This window comes from Actinacidiphila sp. bgisy167 (genome assembly GCF_057707665.1).
In genome coordinates this window covers 1-19815 of sequence record NZ_JBYIQP010000034.1, presented here as the reverse complement: position 1 = coordinate 19815, position 19815 = coordinate 1, and the positions used below count along the sequence as shown (strand labels likewise).

The window sequence follows — 19815 nt, the reverse complement described above, 5'->3', positions numbered from 1 at the left end:
CTTACGGGCGACGGAGCGCGTCGGCCGCATCGGGGCCGCCGGCCAGCTCGGTCTCCAGAAGGTGCTTGCCGAGCAGCTCGGGGTCCGGCAGCTCCATCGGGTACTCGCCGTCGAAGCAGGCCCGGCAGAGGTTGGGCTTGGCGATCGTGGTCGCCTCGACCATGGCGTCGATCGAGATGTACGACAGCGAGTCCGCGTCCAGGGACTTGCAGATCTCGTCGACCGACAGGCCGTTGGCGATCAGCTCGGCGCGGGTGGCGAAGTCGATGCCGAAGAAGCAGGGCCACTTGATCGGCGGCGAGGAGATCCGGATGTGGACCTCCGCGGCGCCCGCCTCGCGGAGCATCCGGACCAGCGCGCGCTGGGTGTTGCCGCGGACGATCGAGTCGTCAACGACCACCAGGCGCTTGCCCCGGATGACCTCCTTGAGCGGGTTGAGCTTCAGCCGGATGCCCAGCTGCCGGATGGTCTGCGAGGGCTGGATGAAGGTCCGGCCCACATACGAGTTCTTCACCAGGCCGGAGCCGTAGGGGATGCCGCTCTCCTCGGCGTAGCCGACCGCGGCCGGCGTGCCGGACTCCGGGGTCGCTATCACCAGGTCGGCGTCGACCGGGGCCTCCTTGGCCAGCCGGCGGCCCATCTCGACCCGGGAGAGGTAGACGTTGCGGCCCGCGATGTCGGTGTCGGGGCGCGCCAGGTACACGTACTCGAAGACGCAGCCCTTGGGTCGGGCGTCGGCGAAGCGGGAGGCGCGCAGCCCGTTCTCGTCGATGGCGATCATCTCGCCGGGCTCGACCTCCCGGATGAAGCTCGCGCCGACGATGTCAAGGGCGGCGGTCTCCGACGCGACGACCCAGCCGCGCTCGAGGCGGCCCAGCACCAGCGGGCGGATGCCCTGCGGGTCGCGGGCGGCGTAGAGCGTGTGCTCGTCCATGAAGACCAGGCTGAAGGCGCCCTGGACCACGGGCAGCACCTGCCGGGCGGCGTCCTCGACGGACAGCGGCTTGCCGTCCGCGTCGACCTGGCCGGCCAGCAGCGCCGTCACCAGGTCGGTGTCGTTGGTCGCCGCGACCTTGGTCGCCCGGCCGTTGCCCTGGGGCAGCGCGGCGACCATCTCGGCCAGCTCGACGGTGTTGACCAGGTTCCCGTTGTGGCCGAGGGCGATGGAGCCGCCGGCGGTGGCGCGGAATGTCGGCTGGGCGTTCTCCCAGACCGAGGCACCGGTGGTCGAGTAACGGGCATGCCCGACCGCGATGTGGCCCTGGAGGGAACCGAGTGAGGTCTCGTCGAAGACCTGGGACACCAGGCCCATGTCCTTGAAGACCAGGATCTGGGAGCCGTTGCTCACTGCGATGCCCGCGGACTCCTGTCCGCGATGCTGCAGGGCGTACAGCCCGAAATAGGTGAGTTTGGCGACCTCTTCGCCGGGGGCCCAGACACCGAAGACGCCGCAAGCGTCCTGGGGGCCCTTCTCGCCGGGGAGCAGGTCGTGGTTGAGTCGTCCGTCACCACGTGGCACGTCACCGAGTCTAGGGCAGGTTCCACCGTCGTCCGAACGAGGGAACCCGACATAAGTGCGTTCTATGCGCGTAAACCCATGGGGCGCTTGGGCATGTGACGTTGGTCAGGGCCTCGGTCGAGGCGCGGTCAGGGCTGGTCGGAAGTGCGGTCCGGGGCAGTCAGAGGTGCGGCCCTGGGCGAAGTGCGGGGTCGCGGACCATGGCCGTCAGCTCGGCCGCGGCCCGCGCGGGGCGGGTCGGACGGCCTCGGAACCTCCCCGAGGCCGGGAAGGAGACCGCGCCCAGGCGTACGTCGTCCGCCCCCGTGGTGCGGCGCACGAACAGCACGCCCTCGCGAGTCAGGACGACGCGCGTGACGGTCTCCCATGGAACGTGCCGCGTTCGCGCATGACGTCGGACCCGGAGCCCGGTGGCGTCGGCGGTGACACGCCACAGGACCACGGAGAGGAGTTCGCTCGCCAGTGCCGCGGCACCAGGGACCATCAGCGCCCACTGCCACCAGCTGGGTCCCCCGCGCACCACCGCGGCGACGCACAGGACCTCGCAGAGCAGCCCCAACGCCCCCGCGATGCGGACCGCGGGGCCGCCGTCCCAGCGCGCCGGAGCGGCACCCGGCCCCATTGCGGCAGCCGCCTCGGCGATCTCCGCCTCGGCCTTCCGGCGGTGCTCGGCGTGCGCCCGCCGGTCGCGGTCCTGCGGATGGGACGGCGACCACGGGCGGGCCGGGGCCACGGTCGTCTCGACCACCGCCCGACCCTTCGTGGTCGTGCCCAGCAGCACCAACTCGGCCCCTTCGCACGGGAGGCCGTAGAGCACGGCCTCGCCGCGCGGCGCGCCGCGGTACGCGCTCGACGCGTACGTCAGGACGGGTTCTCCATCCGCCCCGTCGAAAGGATGGACCGCGCTACCGCCACCTCCTCCCCGCACGAAGACCCGCAGAGCGGGGGCAGCACCCCGCCGCAGGGCCGCCGCGCGAGCCGCCGTCAGCACCCCGGACAGCAGCAGGCTGACGGCGGCTCCGCCGCCCGCCACCGCCAGGAGCTGCAGTCCGAAGTGATCGCGGTACGGCTCCGCGGCAAGCCGCGTCCACTCCCCGTCGACGAGGACGGGGACGTGGGCACCGCGGTCGTAGTCCTCGGGGAACGCCACATCGACGTCATGGCGGCTGCCGTCCCCGAACCGGACGACGAGACGATCCTCTGCGTCGTCGGAGACGACGATGGCGCCGACCGTGCGCGCCACCGCCGCGTGCCGCTCGTCGGCCCGGTCGTCGGCGATCGCGAGGACGGCGGCTCCCCCGGCGGCCACGAGGACCACCAGCCCGGCAACCACGCGAAGCACACCGCGCCGTACGGCCGGCGCCGCGGACTCCGGGACCGGCATCACGAGACCACCGGCCGCCTCCAGGGCCAGCGCCCGCTGCGTACGGCGCACCCGCAGCCGCGCGAGAACCGCGGCCCAGCCCCAGCACAGCGCGGCCAGTACCGCCGTGTCCGCCAGGCGCTCGGCGGCACCACCGGCCCACATGTCCGGATCAGCCATCGACAGCAGCAGCAGCGGCGCCGACACCAGCGCCGCCTCGGGCAGCACCAGCAGCCACACCATGTGCACGAAAAAGGCGATGGTGCCGACCGCGTCCAGCCACATGGGTCCGCACGGCGCGGACGCCGTGCACCGCTCATAGGGGGCGCAGGCGATCGCCGCGATCACGGATGCCAGCAGCGCCGCCGCGGGCCACCGGGGCGCGGCCCAGCGGGGCGGCCGCACGGCCGCCCAGCGGCGGGCGTCGGCGGAGAGCCAGGGGCGGGCCGGTATGCGTGCCGGGGACTTTGCGGAGGTCACAGGCGCATTATGCGAGCGCCCGGGCCGCCACAGCCCAACAGGGGCAGGCCCGGCCGCCTCAGCCCAGCAGGGGCAGGCCCGGCCGCCTCAGCCCAGCAGGGGCAGGTAGGGAGCGAGGTCGGCGCGCTCGCCGCTCGCGAAGACCGCGGCGGAGGCGAGTGCGTCGGCCCAGTACGTACGGCCGGTGGCGAGGCGGATCCAGGTCACCGGGTCCGTCTCGACGACGTTGGGAGGGGTGCCCCGGGTGTGACGGGGGCCGGGGACACACTGCACCGCCGCGTACGGCGGGACGCGGACCTCGACGGAGTTGCCGGGCGCGGCGACGGCCAGGGTGTCAGCGAGGAGCCGTACGACGGCGGCGACGGCCTGCCGCTCCAGCGGGACGGGCGCGTTCGTCGCCCGGGCGAGGTCGTCGCTGTGGACGACCAGTTCGACGAGCCGGGTCACCAGGAAGTCCGTGGACCGCATCGCGCCGAGGGTGATCGCCACCAGGCGCCCGGGCGCCACCGCCTCGTCCAGCACCCCGGCGAGCCCGTGGGCGGCCTCCTCCAGGCGCGTGGCGGCGTCGGCGGTCCCTGCGGCCGTCTCGCGGGCGTCGGCGTCCAGCGGGCCGGCGATGCGTTCCGTGGAGCGCGCCCACAGGGTGAGATCGAGGTCCGCCCGGGCCGGGGCGGGCGAGGCCAGCACCCGGGCGACGGCCTCCACCTCCCGGGCGATGTGCACCACCAGCGTGTGCACGTCCCACCCCGGCAGCCCGGAGGGTGCGTGCAGCTGCTGTTCCGTCAGTCCGCGGGCGGCCCCCAGGACGTGGCCGACCTGCGCGGTGAGCGCAGCGCGGGTCCTGGCGGGGTCGTAGGTGCGGGGTTTGCGGGCGGTGGGCGGCATGTCCGCAGCCTACGCGCCGGCCCCGGCCCGCACCCCGACCCCGGCGGTCAGGCCTGGCGCGGGCGCTCGAAGGTGAGCAGCAGACCGCCCACCGCGCCCGGGCCGATCCGGCCCTTGACGTCGGCCGCGGTGATCGTCTTGAGGTGCCAGCCGTCCTCGGCGTACTTGTTGAGCGTCTTCTCCAGCTTGTCGTCGTCGATGGCGTCGCCTACCAGCGACTCACGGAAGCTGACGACCTTGTACTCGTGCATCGTTGACCCCTCGTCGTAACGGTGGTTGCGCAACGCACAGTACCGCCGGTCGCGATCATGCGGGCCGGCCGGCCGAGCGGACGGCCGCAGCGCAGCGCCCCCGCGCCGAGTGGCGCGGGGGCGCTTGCGGAAGGCAGGCGGACGGATCAGGCCAGGAGGGCCGGGATCGTGCCCTCGTGCGCCGTGCGGAGCTCGTCCAGCGAGATGCTGAACTGGCCCTGCAGCTCCACCGCGTCGCCGTCGACGACACCGATCCGCGTCGCGGGCAGACCCCGCGCACCGCACATGTCGGTGAAGCGGAGCTCCTCGCTGCGCGGCACCGAGACGACCACCCGGCCCGTCGACTCCGAGAACAGAAAGACGAACGGGTCGAGGCCGTCCGGCACGACCAGGCGCGCGCCGTTGCCGCCGCGCAGGCAGGACTCGACGACGGCCTGGACGAGCCCGCCGTCGGACAGGTCGTGGGCCGCGTCGATCATGCCGTCCCGGGAGGCCGAGATGAGGATCTCGCCGAGCAGCTTCTCGCGCTCCAGGTCCACCGCCGGCGGCAGTCCGCCGAGGTGGTCGTGGACGGCCTGGGACCAGGCGGAGCCACCCAGCTCCTCCTTGGTGTCGCCCAGCAGGTAGAGCAGCTGGCCCTGGTCCTTGAAGGCGACCGGGGTGCGGCGCGTGACGTCGTCGATCACGCCGAGCACCGCCACGACGGGCGTCGGGTGGATGGCGACGTCGCCGGTCTGGTTGTAGAGCGAGACGTTGCCGCCGGTGACCGGCGTGCCCAGCTCCAGGCAGCCGTCGGCCAGGCCCCGGCAGGCCTCGGCGAACTGCCACATCGCGGCCGGGTCCTCGGGCGAGCCGAAGTTGAGGCAGTCCGAGACCGCCAGCGGCTTCGCACCGCTCGTGGCGACGTTGCGGTACGCCTCGGCGAGCGCCAGCTGCGCGCCGGTGTACGGGTCGAGCTTGGCGTAGCGGCCGTTGCCGTCGGTGGCGACCGCGACGCCGAGGTTGGTCTCCTCGTCGATGCGGATCATGCCGGAGTCCTCCGGCTGTGCCAGCACGGTGTTGCCCTGCACGAAGCGGTCGTACTGGTCGGTGATCCACGCCTTGGAGGCCTGGTTCGGGTGCGCGACCACCGTCAGGACCTGCTCGCGCAGCTCCTTCGCGGTCTGCGGGCGCGGCAGCTTGTTGGCGTCGTCGGCCTGGAGCGCGTCCTGCCACGCGGGGCGGGCGTAGGGGCGCTCGTACACCGGGCCCTCGTGGGCGACGGTGCGCGGCGGGACGTCGACGATCTGCTCGCCGTGCCAGAAGATCTCCAGCCGGTCGCCGTCGGTGACCTCACCGATGACGGTGGCGATGACGTCCCACTTCTCGCAGATCTCCAGGAAGCGGTCGACGTGCTGGGGCTCGACGATGGCGCACATGCGCTCCTGCGACTCGCTCATGAGGATCTCCTCCGGCGAGAGCGTCGCGTCGCGCAGCGGCACGGTCTCCAGGTCCACGCGCATGCCGCCGGAGCCGGCCGAGGCCAGCTCGGAGGTGGCGCAGGACAGGCCGGCGCCGCCGAGGTCCTGGATGCCGGCGACCAGCTTCTCCTTGAAGATCTCCAGGGTGCACTCGATGAGCAGCTTCTCCTGGAAGGGGTCGCCGACCTGGACGGCGGGGCGCTTGGCCGGGCCGCTGTCGGAGAAGGTCTCCGAGGCGAGCACGGAGACGCCGCCGATGCCGTCGCCTCCGGTGCGGGCGCCGTAGAGGATGACCTTGTTGCCGGCGCCCGAGGCCTTGGCGAGGTGGATGTCCTCGTGCTTCATCACACCGATGCAGAGCGCGTTCACCAGCGGGTTGCCCTGGTAGCAGGGGTCGAAGACGACCTCGCCGCCGATGTTGGGCAGGCCCAGGCAGTTGCCGTAGCCGCCGACGCCCGCGACGACGCCGGGCAGGACGCGCTTGGTGTCGGGGTGGTCCGGCGCGCCGAAGCGCAGCGGGTCCATGACGGCGACCGGGCGGGCGCCCATGGCGAGGATGTCGCGGACGATGCCGCCGACGCCGGTGGCCGCGCCCTGGTAGGGCTCGATGTACGACGGGTGGTTGTGCGACTCGACCTTGAAGGTGACCGCGTAGCCCTGGCCGACGTCCACGACACCGGCGTTCTCACCGATGCCGACGAGCAGCGCGTCGTTGGCGGGGGCCTTCTCGCCGAACTGGCGCAGGTGGATCTTGCTGCTCTTGTAGGAGCAGTGCTCGGACCACATGACGGAGTACATGGCGAGCTCGGCACCGGTGGGACGGCGACCGAGGATCTCGCGGATGCGCTCGTACTCGTCCTGCTTCAGGCCGAGTTCGGCCCACGGCTGCTCGGCGTCCGGAGTCTCGGTGGCGTGCTTCACGGAATCGAGTGTCATGACGCGTGAACCAGCTTCTTGAGGATCGAGGTGAAGAATCCGAGGCCGTCGGTGCGGCCGGTCCCGATCAGCGACTCGACGGCGTGCTCGGGGTGCGGCATGAGACCGACGACATTGCCCGCGGCGTTGGTGATGCCGGCGATGTCCCGGAGCGAGCCATTGGGGTTCCAGTCCGCGTAGCGGAACACCACGCGGCCCTCGGCCTCCAGCTCGTCGAGGACGCGCTCGTCGGCGACGTAGCGGCCGTCGATGTTCTTCAGCGGGATGCTGATCTCCTGGCCCTGCTCGTAATCGGCCGTCCAGGACGTCGAGTTGTTCTCGACGCGCAGCCTCTGGTCCCGGCAGATGAAGTGCAGGTGATTGTTGCGCAACATCGCGCCCGGAAGCAGATGCGTCTCGGTGAGCACCTGGAAGCCGTTGCAGATACCCAGGACCGGAAGACCGTCCTTGGCACCGGCGATGACCGACTCCATCACCGGCGAGAAGCGGGAAATCGCCCCTGCCCGCAGATAGTCGCCGTAACTGAATCCCCCGGGCAGGACGACGGCGTCGACCTGGTGGAGATCCTTGTCACGGTGCCACAGCGCCACCGGTTCGGCGCCGGCGAGCCGGACGGCCCGCTGGGTGTCCCGGTCGTCGAGCGTCCCGGGGAAGGTGACGACACCGATACGTGCGGTCACGACTCCACCCTCACGGTGAAGTCCTCGATCACGGTGTTGGCGAGGAAGGTCTCGGCCATCTCTCGGATACGGCTGAGGGCGGCGTCGTCGACCGGACCCTCAAGTTCGAGCTCAAAACGCTTGCCCTGGCGGACGTCGGCGATTCCCTCGAACCCGAGGCGCGGCAGCGCGCGCTGCACCGCCTGGCCCTGGGGGTCGAGGATCTCCGGCTTGAGCATGACGTCGACTACGACGCGTGCCACGGTCACTCCCGGTGGTGTGCTGCGGTGAGATGTTCCCACCGTACCCCGCCACAGAATCTACGCGGGTAGATATTCCAGAATGGTCACGGAATATCCGTCCGCCGGATTGCCGGCGGGACATCCGGAGGAATAAACCGAGCACGACCGGCGAAAATATGCGGACCGGTAAATGGGAAAGCATTGACCCCGGCCATGGGGCTTCGGTACAACAACGAGGCCAACGCAGGCCCCTGGGCCTTCTCCATTGAAAGGACCGGCATCCATGGCGCAACGCGTACTGGTCACGCTCTCCGACGACCTCGACGGCGGTGAAGCGACGGAAACGGTCTCTTTCGGCCTCGACGGCAAGTCCTACGAGATCGACCTGTCCGCCGGCAACGCCCAGCAGCTCCGCGAGGCGCTCACTCCGTACGTCGAGGCGGGCCGCCGCCGGAGCCGGCTCGGCAAGGCCTTCAAGCACACCTCCCTTGCCCCCGACCCGGCCGCCGTGCGCGCCTGGGCGCTCTCCCGGGGCTTCGACGTGCCGCCGCGCGGCCGCATTCCGAAGAAGCTCTACGAGGCGTACGCCGAGGCCGGCTGATCCGCCCGCGCCCCGGCCGCCGGAAACGCCGGGGCGCCGCCCGGGAATCACCCGGAAGAAGCGATTGGACAGCCACCCCCCTTGATCCGCTAGAGTCTGAGCACGCCGAGGGCGGGCCGAAAGGCCGGCTCCCGGGCCACGCGGGTGTAGTTCAGTAGCAGAACATCCCTCTTCCAGGGGGAAGGCGCAGTGTGCGATTCCTGTCACCCGCTCTGGTTGCTCGACCGGTCCTGAGGATCGGGTAGAGTAGTCGCCGTGCGGACGTGGCTCAGTTGGTAGAGCATCACCTTGCCAAGGTGAGGGTCGCGAGTTCGAATCTCGTCGTCCGCTCTTGAGGGAAGGCCCCGGTCGGATCACCGACCGGGGCCTTCTTCGTGCTTCCGCGCGGGCGTGCTTGCGTGTGTTCCGCGTACGCGTGGCACCGGGTTCGCGTGGCGCCGCGGCCGGGGCGCGCCCGCCGCGTGGTCCTGGGGGCCCGGGCCGCGGTCAGGGCCGGCGTCCGAAGGTGTGACCATCACCACAGCTTGGCCCCCTGACTGCCCGGCCCGAAGACCGGGTCGCCACCGCGCCGCACCCTCCCCGCACTCGGCCACCGGTGCCGCGGCCCATGCGGCGACCGGTTCGGCGCGGGCGTCCCCATGCCGGCGACGGGCCCTGCGGCGCCCCGCCGGGTCCGTCGTCGGCCGTTCCGCCCGGCGCGCGGCGGGGGCGGGCCGCAGGCCCTGGGCAGATCCTCGCCCGCGGCACGTCCCCTTCGTCCGCGGTACGCCGCCCGGCAGCGCGGACCCGCCGGGCCGGGGTGTGTGCCCAAGGCCCCGAGGGTTGGCTATAGTAGGTGTCGCACCGCACGGGAACGCGCGGAGCAGGCGGACGTAGCTCAGTTGGTAGAGCGCAACCTTGCCAAGGTTGAGGTCGCGAGTTCGAGCCTCGTCGTCCGCTCAGAGAAAGGCCCCGGTCGTCACGACCGGGGCCTTCGGTCTTCCCGGGACGACGGGTTTCCTTCGCCCCTGGCGCCTGTCCCACCGACCCTGATGCCCGTCCTACCGGCGCCTGGCGCCTGTCCCACCGGCGCCTGACGCCCTTCCCGCCGGCACCCGCGTGCCGTGCCCGCCGGTCCTCTCGACCGGCGGGCACGGCACGCGACGGGCACGGCACGGCCGCGGCGGACTACCAGCTGAGGCCGGTGAGACGCTCGTACGCCTCGATGTACTTGGCGCGGGTCTGCTCCACCACGCGCTCCGGCAGGGGCGGCGGGGGCTGCTCGCTGCGGCGGTCCCAGCCGGACTCGGCGGAGGTCAGCCAGTCGCGCACGAACTGCTTGTCGAAGGAGGGCTGGGCGTGGCCCGGCTCCCACAGCTCGGCGGGCCAGAAGCGAGACGAGTCCGGGGTCAGCACCTCGTCGGCGATGGTCAGCGCCTCACCGTCGAAGCCGAACTCGAACTTGGTGTCCGCCAGGAGGATGCCGCGCTCGCGGGCGATGTCCCGGGCCCGGGCGTAGACCGCGAGGGTGCTCTGGCGCAGCTGCGCCGCGGTCTCGGCGCCGACCTTGCGGGCGACCTCCTCGTAGCTGACGTTCTCGTCGTGTTCGCCGACCTCGGCCTTGGTGGCCGGGGTGAAGATCGGCGCGGGCAGCTCGGAGCCGTCCACCAGGCCCTCGGGGAGGGTGACCCCGCACACCGTGCGGTCGGTGTTGTACTCGAGCAGCCCGGAGCCCGCCAGGTAGCCGCGTGCCACGCACTCGACGGGAACCATGTCCAGCGGCTTGCAGATCGTCGTCCGCCCCTCCCAGTCGGCGGGGGCGCCCTCCGGCAGCTCGGTGGAGAGCACATGGTGCGGCACCAGGTCCGCGATCTGGTCGAACCACCACAGCGACAACCGGGTCAGGACGCGGCCCTTGTCCGGGATCTCGGTGGGCAGCACCCAGTCGTACGCGGAGATCCGGTCACTGGCGACCATCACCAGCTCTCCTGCCTCGTTCCGGTACAGCTCGCGCACCTTGCCGGTGTGCAGGTGCACCAGGCCCGGCACGTGCGCGGGCTCGGGCTTGTGGACGAATCCGGACATGGGTCCTCCCCGATCGGCGGTTCGGATCCCGATTCTCCCGCACCCGTGGCCGCCGGGCGCGACGCGGGGTCAGTCGTGCTTGCAGATGCGGTCCAGGAGGTTGGCCGTGGCGCGCTGGATGCGGGGGTCGATGTGGCCCGGGCGGTCCAGCGCCGGGGACCAGGCGAAGGTGCCCGAGGCGAAGACCAGGGCCCCGCCCGGGGCCCGGTACAGGGAGGTCTCCTGGTGGACACGGCGGCCGGCGGAGTCCTCGTACGGGGAGTGCGCGAGCAGGATCCGCTCCATGTAGTCGGGCAGCGGTGTTCGGGGGAAGTAGCGGTCCGCCTCGCCCGCGACCAGTCCGGGGATCTCCTCGCCCTCCTCCGCTCCGGTGGCCTCCCACAGCCAGTGGCCGGCGTTGCGCACCACCAGCGGGGAGGGTTCGGGAACCCGGCCGGCGTACTGCACGCCGATCAGCAGCTGCTCGGGCTCGCCCATGTCGCGCCACAGCGCGCTGCGGCCCGGCGGGTGGCCGCGGCGCTTGCGGCAGCTGAGCAGCCGGTCGGGATCGCCTGACGGGGAGGGGCCCAGCTCGGTCTGCCAGTACATGGTGTTGGCGGACAGGAAGACCAGGGAGGTGCCGGCATCCCGGGCCGCCTCGACGGCGCGCCGCATGGGGACCGTCCAGTACTCGTCGTGGCCGGGGAAGATCAGGCCCCGGTAGCGCGAGGGGTCGATCCGGCCCGCGTGCAGGTCGCGGGCGTCCGCGTAGGCGAGGTCGTAGCCGTAGCGCTCGGCCCAGCGGATGAAGTCGTAGGCGTGGCCGACGTGCAGCGGCAGCCCGGCGCCGGCATAGGGGCGGTCGAAGGAGACGGTGACCGCGGCCTCCTCCTCGCCCAGCAGCCGGCCTTCCTCGTCCCAGGCGTGGTAGAGGCTGGCGCCCGTACGGCCGTCCTCGGGGTACAGGTTGTACGCCTGCCAGGTGACGTCGGGCAGCAGCAGGAGCAGGTCGGCGGGCCGCTCGTCGCGGACGGTGAAGGGGATGTGGCTGCGGTAGCCGTCCTGGGTGGTGAGGACGGCGACATACGCGCCGGACTTCCAGTACGAGGGGACCTGGAGGCGCCAGGACTGCCACCAGTGGTGGCAGGAGACCGTGCGCCCGGCGGCGAGCGGCGCGGGCTGGACGATCCCCGAAAGCCGGGGGCTGGAGGTGAGCTGGGCGGCTCCGTCCCCGCCGTAGTGCCCGATCCGGTAGACGTCGACGCCGTAGCTCTGCGGCGGGTCGACGGTGATCCGGAAGTCGATGGCGTCGCCGGGGGCCACGGAGGAGCCGGGCGCGAAGCCCTTGATCTGGCACCGCACGTCGTCCGCCACACGCGGGCCGGGCACGCGGGGCGCGCGTCCGGCGGACTCGCCCGGGAGATCCCCCGGCTCCCCGCGGATGGCCGCCAGATCGACGTACCAGGGCACGACCTGGCCGGTGTCGTCCAGATACTGCACGGCACCGCGCAGCCACGGCACCGGGCCCTGCCCGAACGGGTCTGTGACCCCGTGCGCCAGTGCCCCGGACTGCCAGCGGCGGACCTGCTCCTTCACCACGATGTCCCCTCCTCGTTGTCCCCCGAGGTGGTGTGCGCGTACGCACGTCCAGCACATCACACTGTGCGCTGTTTTAGTTACTTTTCGTGGCGCATTATCGCGAGGATTTCACGCCGGGGCGCACAAACGCCGTAAAACTTTCCGTCAGATGAGCCGTATCGGCTTCTCGGGGCGCACGCCCACGGCACTGAGCCAGGAACGCAGGGGGGCGGCGTCCCCGTTCTCCACGAGCCGGAGCACCGGCCAGGCGAGATCTCCCCGCCGCACCCCGCCGACCAGCAGTGCCGGTCCGTCCAGCCAGTCCAGCCCCGGGGCGGCGCCCGCGGTGTCCACCGCGGCGCAGCAGACCATCGCGGTCACATGATCGGTGAGCAGCTCACGACCGGTCCGCGGAGGAAGAAGCTGATAGACCGGCGTGTAAGGGCCCTCGGGCGGCGCCAAGCCGGCCCCCTCCCGCGCGGCCGCAGCGCGACCGGCCTCCTCACGGGCGACGTGCCGGGTGATCCGGGCCGCCAGCTCCTCGCCGCCACCCGAGGAGAGCCGTTCCACCACCCGGGCCAGGGTCGCTCGTCCCGGCTCTTCGCGCTCGCTCACCGCGCTCCGGGAACCGCCGGAGGCCACGGATATGCGCCGGCTCCCGGCGACCCCCGCGGGCTCATGCGCCTCGTCGAGGACGGTGACCAGGCGGGAGGCGTCGCTGCGCCAGATGCGGTCCACGACCTCCTGCGGATAGGTGTCCCAGCCGACCGGGGCCCACTCCGGGCCCGACCGCTGCGGCCCGCCGTGGAACAGCCGGGCGGCGAGCAGCGAGGCCGCCTCGTCGACCGTGCCCGGCTCCTCCAGCAGATCGCAGGCCGGGCGCTCGCCCAGCCGCGTCTCGAAGCCCTCGGCCAGCCGGTCCCGCCGGGACAGCTCGGTGAGGGCCGCCACCACGCCGGCGTCGAGGCGCGAGGGCCAGCGCCCCATGCGCCAGGCCGGCAGCGCCACCCGGGTCAGCAGCCGGTCCCAGCCCGCGTAGGCCAGGCCCACCTGCTCCTGCGCGACGATGCGCAGCCCGTAGTCGACGGCCTGGGCCCGTTCGGAGGCGGCTGCGGCGACCGCGCGCTCCATCTCCGCGGCGTGCGCCCGGCAGCCGCGCAGCAGCAGCTTGGCGACCCATCCCAGGAAGCCGTACGCGGGGCGGCGCAGGAACCCGGCCCTCGACGGCTCCCGCGCCGCGGTGGCCACGCCGACGGCGGCGTCCAGACCGCGCACGAAGCGGCGGGCGGCCGCGATGTCCGGATCGGCCGCCGGCCCCGTGCCCGCCACGACCGGGGCAAGCAGGGCGCGCAGCTCGGCGACCCGCATCCACCACATGAACGGAGAGCCGATCACCAAGGTGGGCGCCTCGGGCGCCCCGCCGCGCCGCCTGCGGCGGGGGCGGCGCGTGGTGTCCTGGGTGCGGTGGGTGCGGTCCTCCAGCCAGCTGTCGCAGTCCGGGGTCAGTTCTATCGCCGAGGGGGCCGGCACCTGCAGGCGCACGGCCAGGTCCCGCACCATGCGGTAGAGATCGGGCGCGGACGCCTCGGAGACCGCCACCGTGGGGCTCACGGCCGGCCTGGCCCGTACGATCACCGCCGCGACGCCGGCCGCGAGCAGCAGCACGAGCAGCGCGCCCGCGACCACCGCCCAGCGCAGCACCTCGGACGCGTCGCCGACGATGTGGCCGGTGGCACCGCCGACCAGCAGCACGACGGCCACCGCGGCGGGCAGCAGAGCTACCGCCAGCGCGGCGCCGCGGATGCGCAGGACGGCGCGCGCGTGCGATCGCGCATGCCCCTCACCTTCCCCGGCCAACGGTGTGCTCACCCCCAAGCTGCTGACGCGACTGCATGCCCCCACTGTCGCACCGCCCACCGACACCGCAATGCCGGTAGGGCCGATGGTGCAGCGCTCGCGGGCTTCCGCAGTGCGCTTGCCGGGCACAGTAGTTGGGCTGTGGGCTCGCGTCAGCAGGATGGCGAAGCCATCACCCCTTGGAGTGGCTTTGCCCGCTGATTCAGGCCTGGGCGGCCTTCTCTGCGATATCCGAACGGTGGTGCGAGCCCTTCAGCTCGATCCGCCCCACCGCCCGGTAGGCACGCTGCCTGGCCTCGGCCAGGTCGGCGCCGGTGGCCGTCACCGACAGGACACGGCCGCCGGCGCTCACCACACGGCCCTCCCCGTCCGCCTTGGTGCCCGCGTGCAGCACGTAGGCGTGCTCGTCCTGCTCCGCGACCTCGTCCAGGCCCGCGATCGGGTCGCCGGTGCGCGGGGTGCCGGGGTAGTTCTCGGCGGCGACGACGACCGTCACCGCGGCCCCGTCGCTCCACCGCAGCGGCGGGAGGTCCGCCAGCCGGCCGGTCGCCGCAGCGCGCAGCAGGCCCGCCAGGGGGGTCCGCAGCCGGGCCAGCACGACCTGGGTCTCCGGGTCGCCGAAGCGCGCGTTGAACTCGATCACCCGCACACCGCGCGAGGTGATCGCCAGCCCCGCGTACAGCAGTCCGGCGAAGGGGGTGCCGCGGCGGCGCAGCTCGTCGACGGTCGGCTGGAGCACCGTGCGCTCCACCTCCTCGACCAGCCGCGGGTCGGCCCACGGCAGCGGGCTGTACGCGCCCATCCCGCCGGTGTTGGGGCCCTGGTCCGCGTCGTGGGCGCGCTTGAAGTCCTGCGCGGGCTGCAGGGGGACCACCGTCTCGCCGTCGGTGACGGCGAACAGCGAGACCTCGGGGCCGTCGAGGAACTCCTCGACGACCACGCGCTCGCAGGAGTTGGCGTGCGCCCGGGCGGCCTCCAGGTCGCCGGTCACCACGACGCCCTTGCCCGCGGCCAGACCGTCGTCCTTCACGACGTACGGGGCGCCGAAGGCGTCCAGGGCCGCGTCCACCTCGGCGGGCGTGGTGCACAGATAGGAGCGGGCGGTCGGCACGCCGGCCGCGGCCATCACGTCCTTGGCGAACGCCTTGGAGCCCTCCAGGGCCGCAGCCTGCGCGGACGGGCCGAAGCAGTCGATGCCCCGGGCACGCACGGCGTCGGCCACGCCCGCCACAAGGGGGGCCTCCGGGCCCACCACGACGAAGTCGGCGCCGAGCTGCTCGGCGAGGTCGGCCACGGCCTCACCGTCCAGGGCGTCGACCGCGTGCAGCCGCGCCACCTCGGCGATGCCGGCGTTCCCGGGCGCGCAGTGCAGCGCGTCCACGTCGGGGTCGAGGGAAAGGGCACGGCACAGGGCGTGTTCGCGGGCGCCGCCGCCGATGACAAGGACGTTCACGCTGCCCAGGGTATCGGCTGGCGGCGACCGCCTCGCAGGTCGGTCGCCGCCGGGCCCGGCCACTCTTTCGGGTGGCCCGGTGCCGGGCCCCATACCTGATCAAGCGGCTCGTAAGGGCGGATTCGTACCGATGACGCTCGCACGGTCAGCCGTTCGGCGGTAAGAAGGTGCCTCGTCATCGGAAGTCGCGAGGGAGCGTGCAGGTGAGCGAGCCGGACATGTATCCCGAGGAGGTGTCCCCGGAGAAGCCGAAGCGGTGCGCGCTGCACCGGCGGGAGGACCTGCGGCCGCTGCCCTTCCCGCTCGGCGACTGGGGGGAGCCGGCCGAGCGGCTGGAGGAGCTCTACCGCTGGGTGGAGGCGGACGCCCTGCGCACCGTCGAGTGGTACCTCGCCGACCGCCTGCGCAAGCGCCGCTGGGCCCGGTCGCTGCGGGTCGGCGCGGCCCTCTTCGCGACAACCGGCGCCGTCCTCGCCGTCATGGGCGCGGACGGCCGCGTCCGCTGGGCGTACGCCGCCCTGCTGCTGGCCGTCGTGTGCGTGGGGCTGGACCGCTACCTGGGGCTCACGGCCGGGTGGATGCGGGACATGGCGACCGCGCAGGCCGTACAGCGCCGCCTGGAGGTGCTGCGCTTCGACTGGGCGTCGGAGTCGGTCCGCGAGGTCCTCGGCCCGACGGAGGGCACCGCGGCCGAGGCCGCGGAGCGCTGCCTTTCGGTGCTGCGCCGCTTCAGCGAGGAGGTCTCGGACCTCGTGCGCTGCGAGACCGCCGACTGGATGGTGGACTTCCGGGCCGGCGCCGCGCCGCTGCGGACCCAGTCCCTCACCTGGTCGGGGGGTCCGCGGCTCACGGAGGGCGCCGGCGCCGGCGGCGGCCGGTTCCCGCAACTGCCCGGCGGACGGCCGAGCATGCCGCGGCAGCGCCCCCCTGAGGGCCCGCGCGCGAGCTGACCGCCGCCCGGGAACGCCCGCGACCCCTCGCAGGCGTTCCCGGTGGGCGGCAGCCCCGGGCCGCGGCCTAGCCGAAGACGATCATCGAGCCCTGGCCCAGCGCCCGCGTCGCCGCCGCGTGCAGCCCCAGCCACACGTGGCGCTCCCGCGCGAAGGGGCTGCCGTCGTGGTGAGCGGGCGGGGCCGCCGGCTCCTCCAGCTCGGTGGGGCCGATGGGCGGCTGCGGTGCGGGCGGCGGGTTCAGCGGGTCGATGCCGATCACCGGAGCGACGAACTCGAGTTCGCGCAGCAGGCCGTGCGCGGATCCCAAGGGACCGCCGGCGTCGAGGAGTTCGTCGGTGACCAGCGGATGGGCGAAGTCGAGTGGGACGTACGCACCCGCGTGGTCGTAGTGCCAGACAAGATGGGACTGCTGGGCGGTGGTCTCGAACATCTCCAGCAACTGCTCGTAGTCGCCGCCGAGTTCGTCGACCGGGGTGACCGCGAGGCCCTGGATGTGCAGGAGGTAGGCGCGGCGCAGGAAGTGCAGCGCGTCGTAGTCGAAGCCCGCGACCGGGGCCACGTCGCCGGACAGGCCCGGCATGTAGGCGTAGACGGGCACCGGGGGCAGGCCGGCGTCGTTCAGCGCCTGGTCATAGCGGGCGATCTCCTCGGCGAACGGGTTGTCGGGGCTGTGGCAGAGCACGTCCACCAGGGGAACCAGCCACAAGTCGCAGGCCACAGGCGCTCCAAGTCCTTCCGTGCGTGGTCGGACCAGCGTAGTGGGCGGCGGCCGTTCCTACCGGCCCGTCGTCAGTCGCCGCATGAGCGTGAGGGAGTGGTCGTCGAATTCCTCGACGACGCGCCGGGCGGTCTCCGGATCCCGCTCCTCGATCGCGGTGACCAGGGAGACGTGGCCGGACCAGCACAGACCCGCCAGGTCCGGCCGACCGCGCAGGTAGGGGACCGCGTAGGCCCAGGTCTGGATGCGGAGCCGGTCGAGGAACTCGGCGACGTGGGCGTTGTCCGCCAGCGCGGTCAGTTCCCGCCAGAAGCGGATGTCGTAGCCGATGAGGACCTCCAGCTCGCCGGCCCGCGAGGCGCGCGCGGCGGCCTCGGCCCGGCGCCGTACGGAGGCCAGTTCCTGGGGATCGACCTCGCGCATGCCGCGCGCGGCGACGCGGCGGAAGATGCCCTCCACGACGAGGGTGCGCGCCTCGACCATGGAACGGAACTCCGCGTCCGTGAAGCGCCGCACCTGGAAGCCCCGGTGGTGCTCGACGTCGAGCAGCCCCTGCGCCGTCAGGTCGACCAGGGCCTCGCGGACCGGGGTGGCCGACACCCCGTACAACTCCGCGATCTCCTTGACCGTGAAGTGCCGCCCCGCGGTCATGCGCCCGGTCAGCACCTCGTCGCGCAGCGCGTCGGCTATCTGCTGCCGCAGACTGCTCCGTCGGACGGTTCCGACCGCTGGGCCTTCCGGCATGCCCGGTGCCTCCCTACAGGTGTGGCCGCGCGTACGGCTCCGCCACACCTTATGCGAGCGGACGGCCCGCACCTGTGACACGGCTCACTCACCTGGCCCGCCGCACCGGGCTGCGGTCAGCCGTCGTTGTACGGGCCGGTCTTCCCGAGAAGGGGAAGACCGGGAACCCGTCCATGCAGGGGCGGTCCGCGGGAAAGGAGGGCCACTCCATCCCCACCCGGTACAGCAGCGTCAGCGCGCCGACGGCCACGAAGAGCGCGAGCCAGGCGGAGGCGCCGCCGGGAAGCGGCCACCTGCGCAGCACGAGCCCGAGGAGCACCAGCAGCAGGAACATGCAGCACCAGGCGACGGGCATCAGCAGGTTCAGCCCGAGGTAGTTGCTCGCGTCGTTGCCGAGCGGGCAGTCCCGCCACGACCGGGCGACCCACCCCGTGGCGACGTACACGCCCACGGCGCACAAGGCGCCGGCCGCCACGTGCCAACCCGGCGCCGCATCCGCCGACCGCTCCGGCTCCCCCGTGTCGTACACGCTTCCCCTGTTCTCCCGGTCGGGGGACGCGGGAAAACGGGCGCCCGGTTTCCCGCGGCGGCGCGCCGCTACCCTCCCTGGACGGTGTGCTCGTCGGCGACGGACAGCGCCGCGTCGAGAAGCGCCAGGCCCTCCTTGGCCTCGGCCTCGGTGATGGTGCAGGCGGGCACCACATGGGTGCGGTTCATGTTGACGAACGGCCACAGTCCGCTCGTCCTGCAGGCCGAAGCGAAGGCCGCCATCGGCGCGTTCGCCTCGCCCGCCGCGTTATAGGGGACCAGCGGCTCACGGGTCTCCCGGTCGCGCACCAGTTCCAGCGCCCAGAACGCGCCCAGGCCGCGCACCTCGCCGACCGAGGGGTGGCGTTCGGCGAGCTCCCGCAGCCCCGGACCGAGCACGTTCTCGCCGAGCGCGGCGGCGTGTTCCACGATGCCCTCGTCCTCCATCACCCGGATCGTGGCGACGGCGGCGGCGCAGGCCAGCGGGTGGCCGGAGTAGGTCAGGCCGCCCGGGTAGGGGCGGGTGGCGAAGGTCGCGGCGATCTCCTCGCTGATCGCGACGCCGCCGAGCGGCACATAGCCGGAGTTGACGCCCTTGGCGAAGGTGAGCAGGTCGGGGACGACGTCGAACTGATCGGCGGCGAACCAACTGCCGGTGCGGCCGAAGCCGGCCATGACCTCGTCGAGGACGAAGACGATCCCGTACCGGTCGCAGATCTCGCGCACTCCCGCCAGGTAGCCGGGCGGCGGCACCATGATCCCCGCCGTGCCGGGCACCGTCTCCAGGACGATCGCCGCGACGGTCTGCGGGCCCTCGAAGACGATGGTGTCCTCCAGGTGCCGCAGCGCGCGGTCGCGCTCCTGCTCGTCGGTCTCGGAGTGGAACGGCGACCGGTAGAGGAAGGGCGCCCAGAAGCGGACGACGCCGGCCGCGCCGGTGTCGGAGGCCCAGCGGCGCGGGTCGCCGGTCAGGTTGATCGCGGCCGCGGTGGCGCCGTGGTAGGAGCGGTACGCGGACAGCACCTTGGGGCGGCCGGTGTGCAGCCGGGCGAGCCGGACGGCGTTCTCGACGGCCTCGGCGCCGCCGTTGGTGAAGAAGATCTTGTTCAGGTCCCCGGGGGTGCGCTCGGCGATCAGCCGGGCGGCCTCGGAGCGCGGCTCCAGGGCGAAGGCCGGCGCGAAGGTGACCAGCTTGGCGGCCTGCTCCTGGACGGCGGCGACGACCTTGGGGTGCTGGTAGCCGATGTTGGTGAACACCAGGCCGCTGGTGAAGTCCAGGTAGCGGTTGCCGTCGTAGTCCCAGAAATACGCGCCCTCCGCTCCGGCGACCGCCAGCGGGTCGATCAGGCCCTGCGCGGACCAGGAGTGGAAGACGTGAGCGCGGTCGGCGGCCTTGACGGCGGCGCCGGTCTCGGGGTCGGGGTCGGCGAAGGGAGGGGTCATACGCCCCAGGCTAAGCAACCGCGCGGGGCAACAGGCACTGGCACCTTGTATGACGGTGCGGGCGCGCGCCGACAGGTTGTTGGGGGCACGCCGCCCCCACTC

General features: G+C 72.8%; 17 protein-coding genes and 3 tRNA genes. 5 read left to right on the top strand and 15 right to left on the bottom strand.

Features of this window, described 5'->3' with window-relative positions; genetic code table 11:
* Position 1: 1 nt before the first annotated feature.
* The 7 genes from purF to purS all read right to left on the bottom strand — a co-directional run bounded on the left by purF (position 2) and on the right by purS (position 7816).
* Complete coding sequence (gene purF / locus AC3ET4_RS15625) at positions 2–1519, bottom strand: amidophosphoribosyltransferase (RefSeq protein ID WP_431949565.1); 1518 nt, start codon at positions 1517–1519, stop codon at positions 2–4.
* Between the two features lie 160 nt (positions 1520–1679).
* A complete protein-coding gene (locus tag AC3ET4_RS15620; RefSeq protein WP_431949563.1) occupies positions 1680–3362 on the bottom strand; it encodes a PH domain-containing protein in 1683 nt (560 codons plus the stop codon).
* Positions 3363–3449: 87 nt separating this feature from the next.
* Entirely contained in the window at positions 3450–4247 is a 798-nt protein-coding gene (locus AC3ET4_RS15615) for a maleylpyruvate isomerase family mycothiol-dependent enzyme (RefSeq protein WP_431949562.1), read from the bottom strand.
* Positions 4248–4294: 47 nt separating this feature from the next.
* A complete protein-coding gene (locus tag AC3ET4_RS15610) occupies positions 4295–4498 on the bottom strand; it encodes a DUF4177 domain-containing protein (protein ID WP_431949560.1) in 204 nt (67 codons plus the stop codon).
* Between the two features lie 146 nt (positions 4499–4644).
* Positions 4645–6894 carry a phosphoribosylformylglycinamidine synthase subunit PurL gene (gene purL / locus AC3ET4_RS15605; RefSeq protein ID WP_431949558.1) on the bottom strand — a complete coding sequence of 750 codons (2250 nt, stop codon included), beginning with the start codon at positions 6892–6894 and terminating at the stop codon, positions 4645–4647.
* The gene (gene purQ, locus AC3ET4_RS15600; protein WP_431949556.1) at positions 6891–7574 is read right to left on the bottom strand and encodes a phosphoribosylformylglycinamidine synthase subunit PurQ; all 684 of its coding nucleotides are present in this window, start codon (positions 7572–7574) and stop codon (positions 6891–6893) included. Before purQ ends, purL begins: the two co-directional genes overlap by 4 nt.
* Entirely contained in the window at positions 7571–7816 is a 246-nt protein-coding gene (gene purS / locus AC3ET4_RS15595) for a phosphoribosylformylglycinamidine synthase subunit PurS (protein WP_431949554.1), read from the bottom strand. Before purS ends, purQ begins: the two co-directional genes overlap by 4 nt.
* A gap of 262 nt (positions 7817–8078) precedes the next feature.
* On the opposite strand from purS, the gene AC3ET4_RS15590 reads away from it, so the two are divergent.
* The 4 genes from AC3ET4_RS15590 to AC3ET4_RS15575 all read left to right on the top strand — a co-directional run bounded on the left by AC3ET4_RS15590 (position 8079) and on the right by AC3ET4_RS15575 (position 9335).
* A complete protein-coding gene (locus AC3ET4_RS15590) occupies positions 8079–8396 on the top strand; it encodes a histone-like nucleoid-structuring protein Lsr2 (RefSeq protein WP_431949552.1) in 318 nt (105 codons plus the stop codon).
* Positions 8397–8536: 140 nt separating this feature from the next.
* Positions 8537–8608, top strand: a tRNA-Gly gene (locus AC3ET4_RS15585).
* A 45-nt stretch (positions 8609–8653) separates the two neighbouring features.
* Positions 8654–8726, top strand: a tRNA-Gly gene (locus AC3ET4_RS15580).
* Between the two features lie 536 nt (positions 8727–9262).
* Positions 9263–9335, top strand: a tRNA-Gly gene (locus tag AC3ET4_RS15575).
* Between the two features lie 228 nt (positions 9336–9563).
* On the opposite strand, the gene AC3ET4_RS15570 is transcribed toward AC3ET4_RS15575, so the two are convergent.
* The 4 genes from AC3ET4_RS15570 to purD form a co-directional block, all read right to left on the bottom strand.
* Positions 9564–10460: a phosphoribosylaminoimidazolesuccinocarboxamide synthase gene (locus tag AC3ET4_RS15570; protein ID WP_431949550.1), complete on the bottom strand. Its 897-nt coding sequence runs from the start codon at positions 10458–10460 to the stop codon at positions 9564–9566.
* 69 nt (positions 10461–10529) lie between these two features.
* Positions 10530–12038 carry a N,N-dimethylformamidase beta subunit family domain-containing protein gene (locus AC3ET4_RS15565; RefSeq protein WP_431949549.1) on the bottom strand — a complete coding sequence of 503 codons (1509 nt, stop codon included), beginning with the start codon at positions 12036–12038 and terminating at the stop codon, positions 10530–10532.
* 144 nt (positions 12039–12182) lie between these two features.
* Positions 12183–13886 carry a hypothetical protein gene (locus AC3ET4_RS15560; RefSeq protein WP_431949547.1) on the bottom strand — a complete coding sequence of 568 codons (1704 nt, stop codon included), beginning with the start codon at positions 13884–13886 and terminating at the stop codon, positions 12183–12185.
* Between the two features lie 190 nt (positions 13887–14076).
* Positions 14077–15327 carry a phosphoribosylamine--glycine ligase gene (purD, locus tag AC3ET4_RS15555; RefSeq protein ID WP_431949545.1) on the bottom strand — a complete coding sequence of 417 codons (1251 nt, stop codon included), beginning with the start codon at positions 15325–15327 and terminating at the stop codon, positions 14077–14079.
* Positions 15328–15530: 203 nt separating this feature from the next.
* On the opposite strand from purD, the gene AC3ET4_RS15550 reads away from it, so the two are divergent.
* Positions 15531–16277 carry an SLATT domain-containing protein gene (locus AC3ET4_RS15550; protein ID WP_431949543.1) on the top strand — a complete coding sequence of 249 codons (747 nt, stop codon included), beginning with the start codon at positions 15531–15533 and terminating at the stop codon, positions 16275–16277.
* A 67-nt stretch (positions 16278–16344) separates the two neighbouring features.
* Here the strand turns inward: AC3ET4_RS15550 and AC3ET4_RS15545 are convergent, their stop codons facing one another.
* From AC3ET4_RS15545 to AC3ET4_RS15530, 4 genes are all read right to left on the bottom strand, one after another.
* Positions 16345–16998: a hypothetical protein gene (locus AC3ET4_RS15545; protein WP_431949541.1), complete on the bottom strand. Its 654-nt coding sequence runs from the start codon at positions 16996–16998 to the stop codon at positions 16345–16347.
* Between the two features lie 57 nt (positions 16999–17055).
* A complete protein-coding gene (locus tag AC3ET4_RS15540; RefSeq protein WP_431949539.1) occupies positions 17056–17742 on the bottom strand; it encodes a GntR family transcriptional regulator in 687 nt (228 codons plus the stop codon).
* A gap of 88 nt (positions 17743–17830) precedes the next feature.
* A complete protein-coding gene (locus tag AC3ET4_RS15535; RefSeq protein WP_431949537.1) occupies positions 17831–18271 on the bottom strand; it encodes a hypothetical protein in 441 nt (146 codons plus the stop codon).
* Between the two features lie 68 nt (positions 18272–18339).
* Positions 18340–19713 carry an aspartate aminotransferase family protein gene (locus AC3ET4_RS15530; protein WP_431949535.1) on the bottom strand — a complete coding sequence of 458 codons (1374 nt, stop codon included), beginning with the start codon at positions 19711–19713 and terminating at the stop codon, positions 18340–18342.
* Positions 19714–19815: the final 102 nt, after the last annotated feature.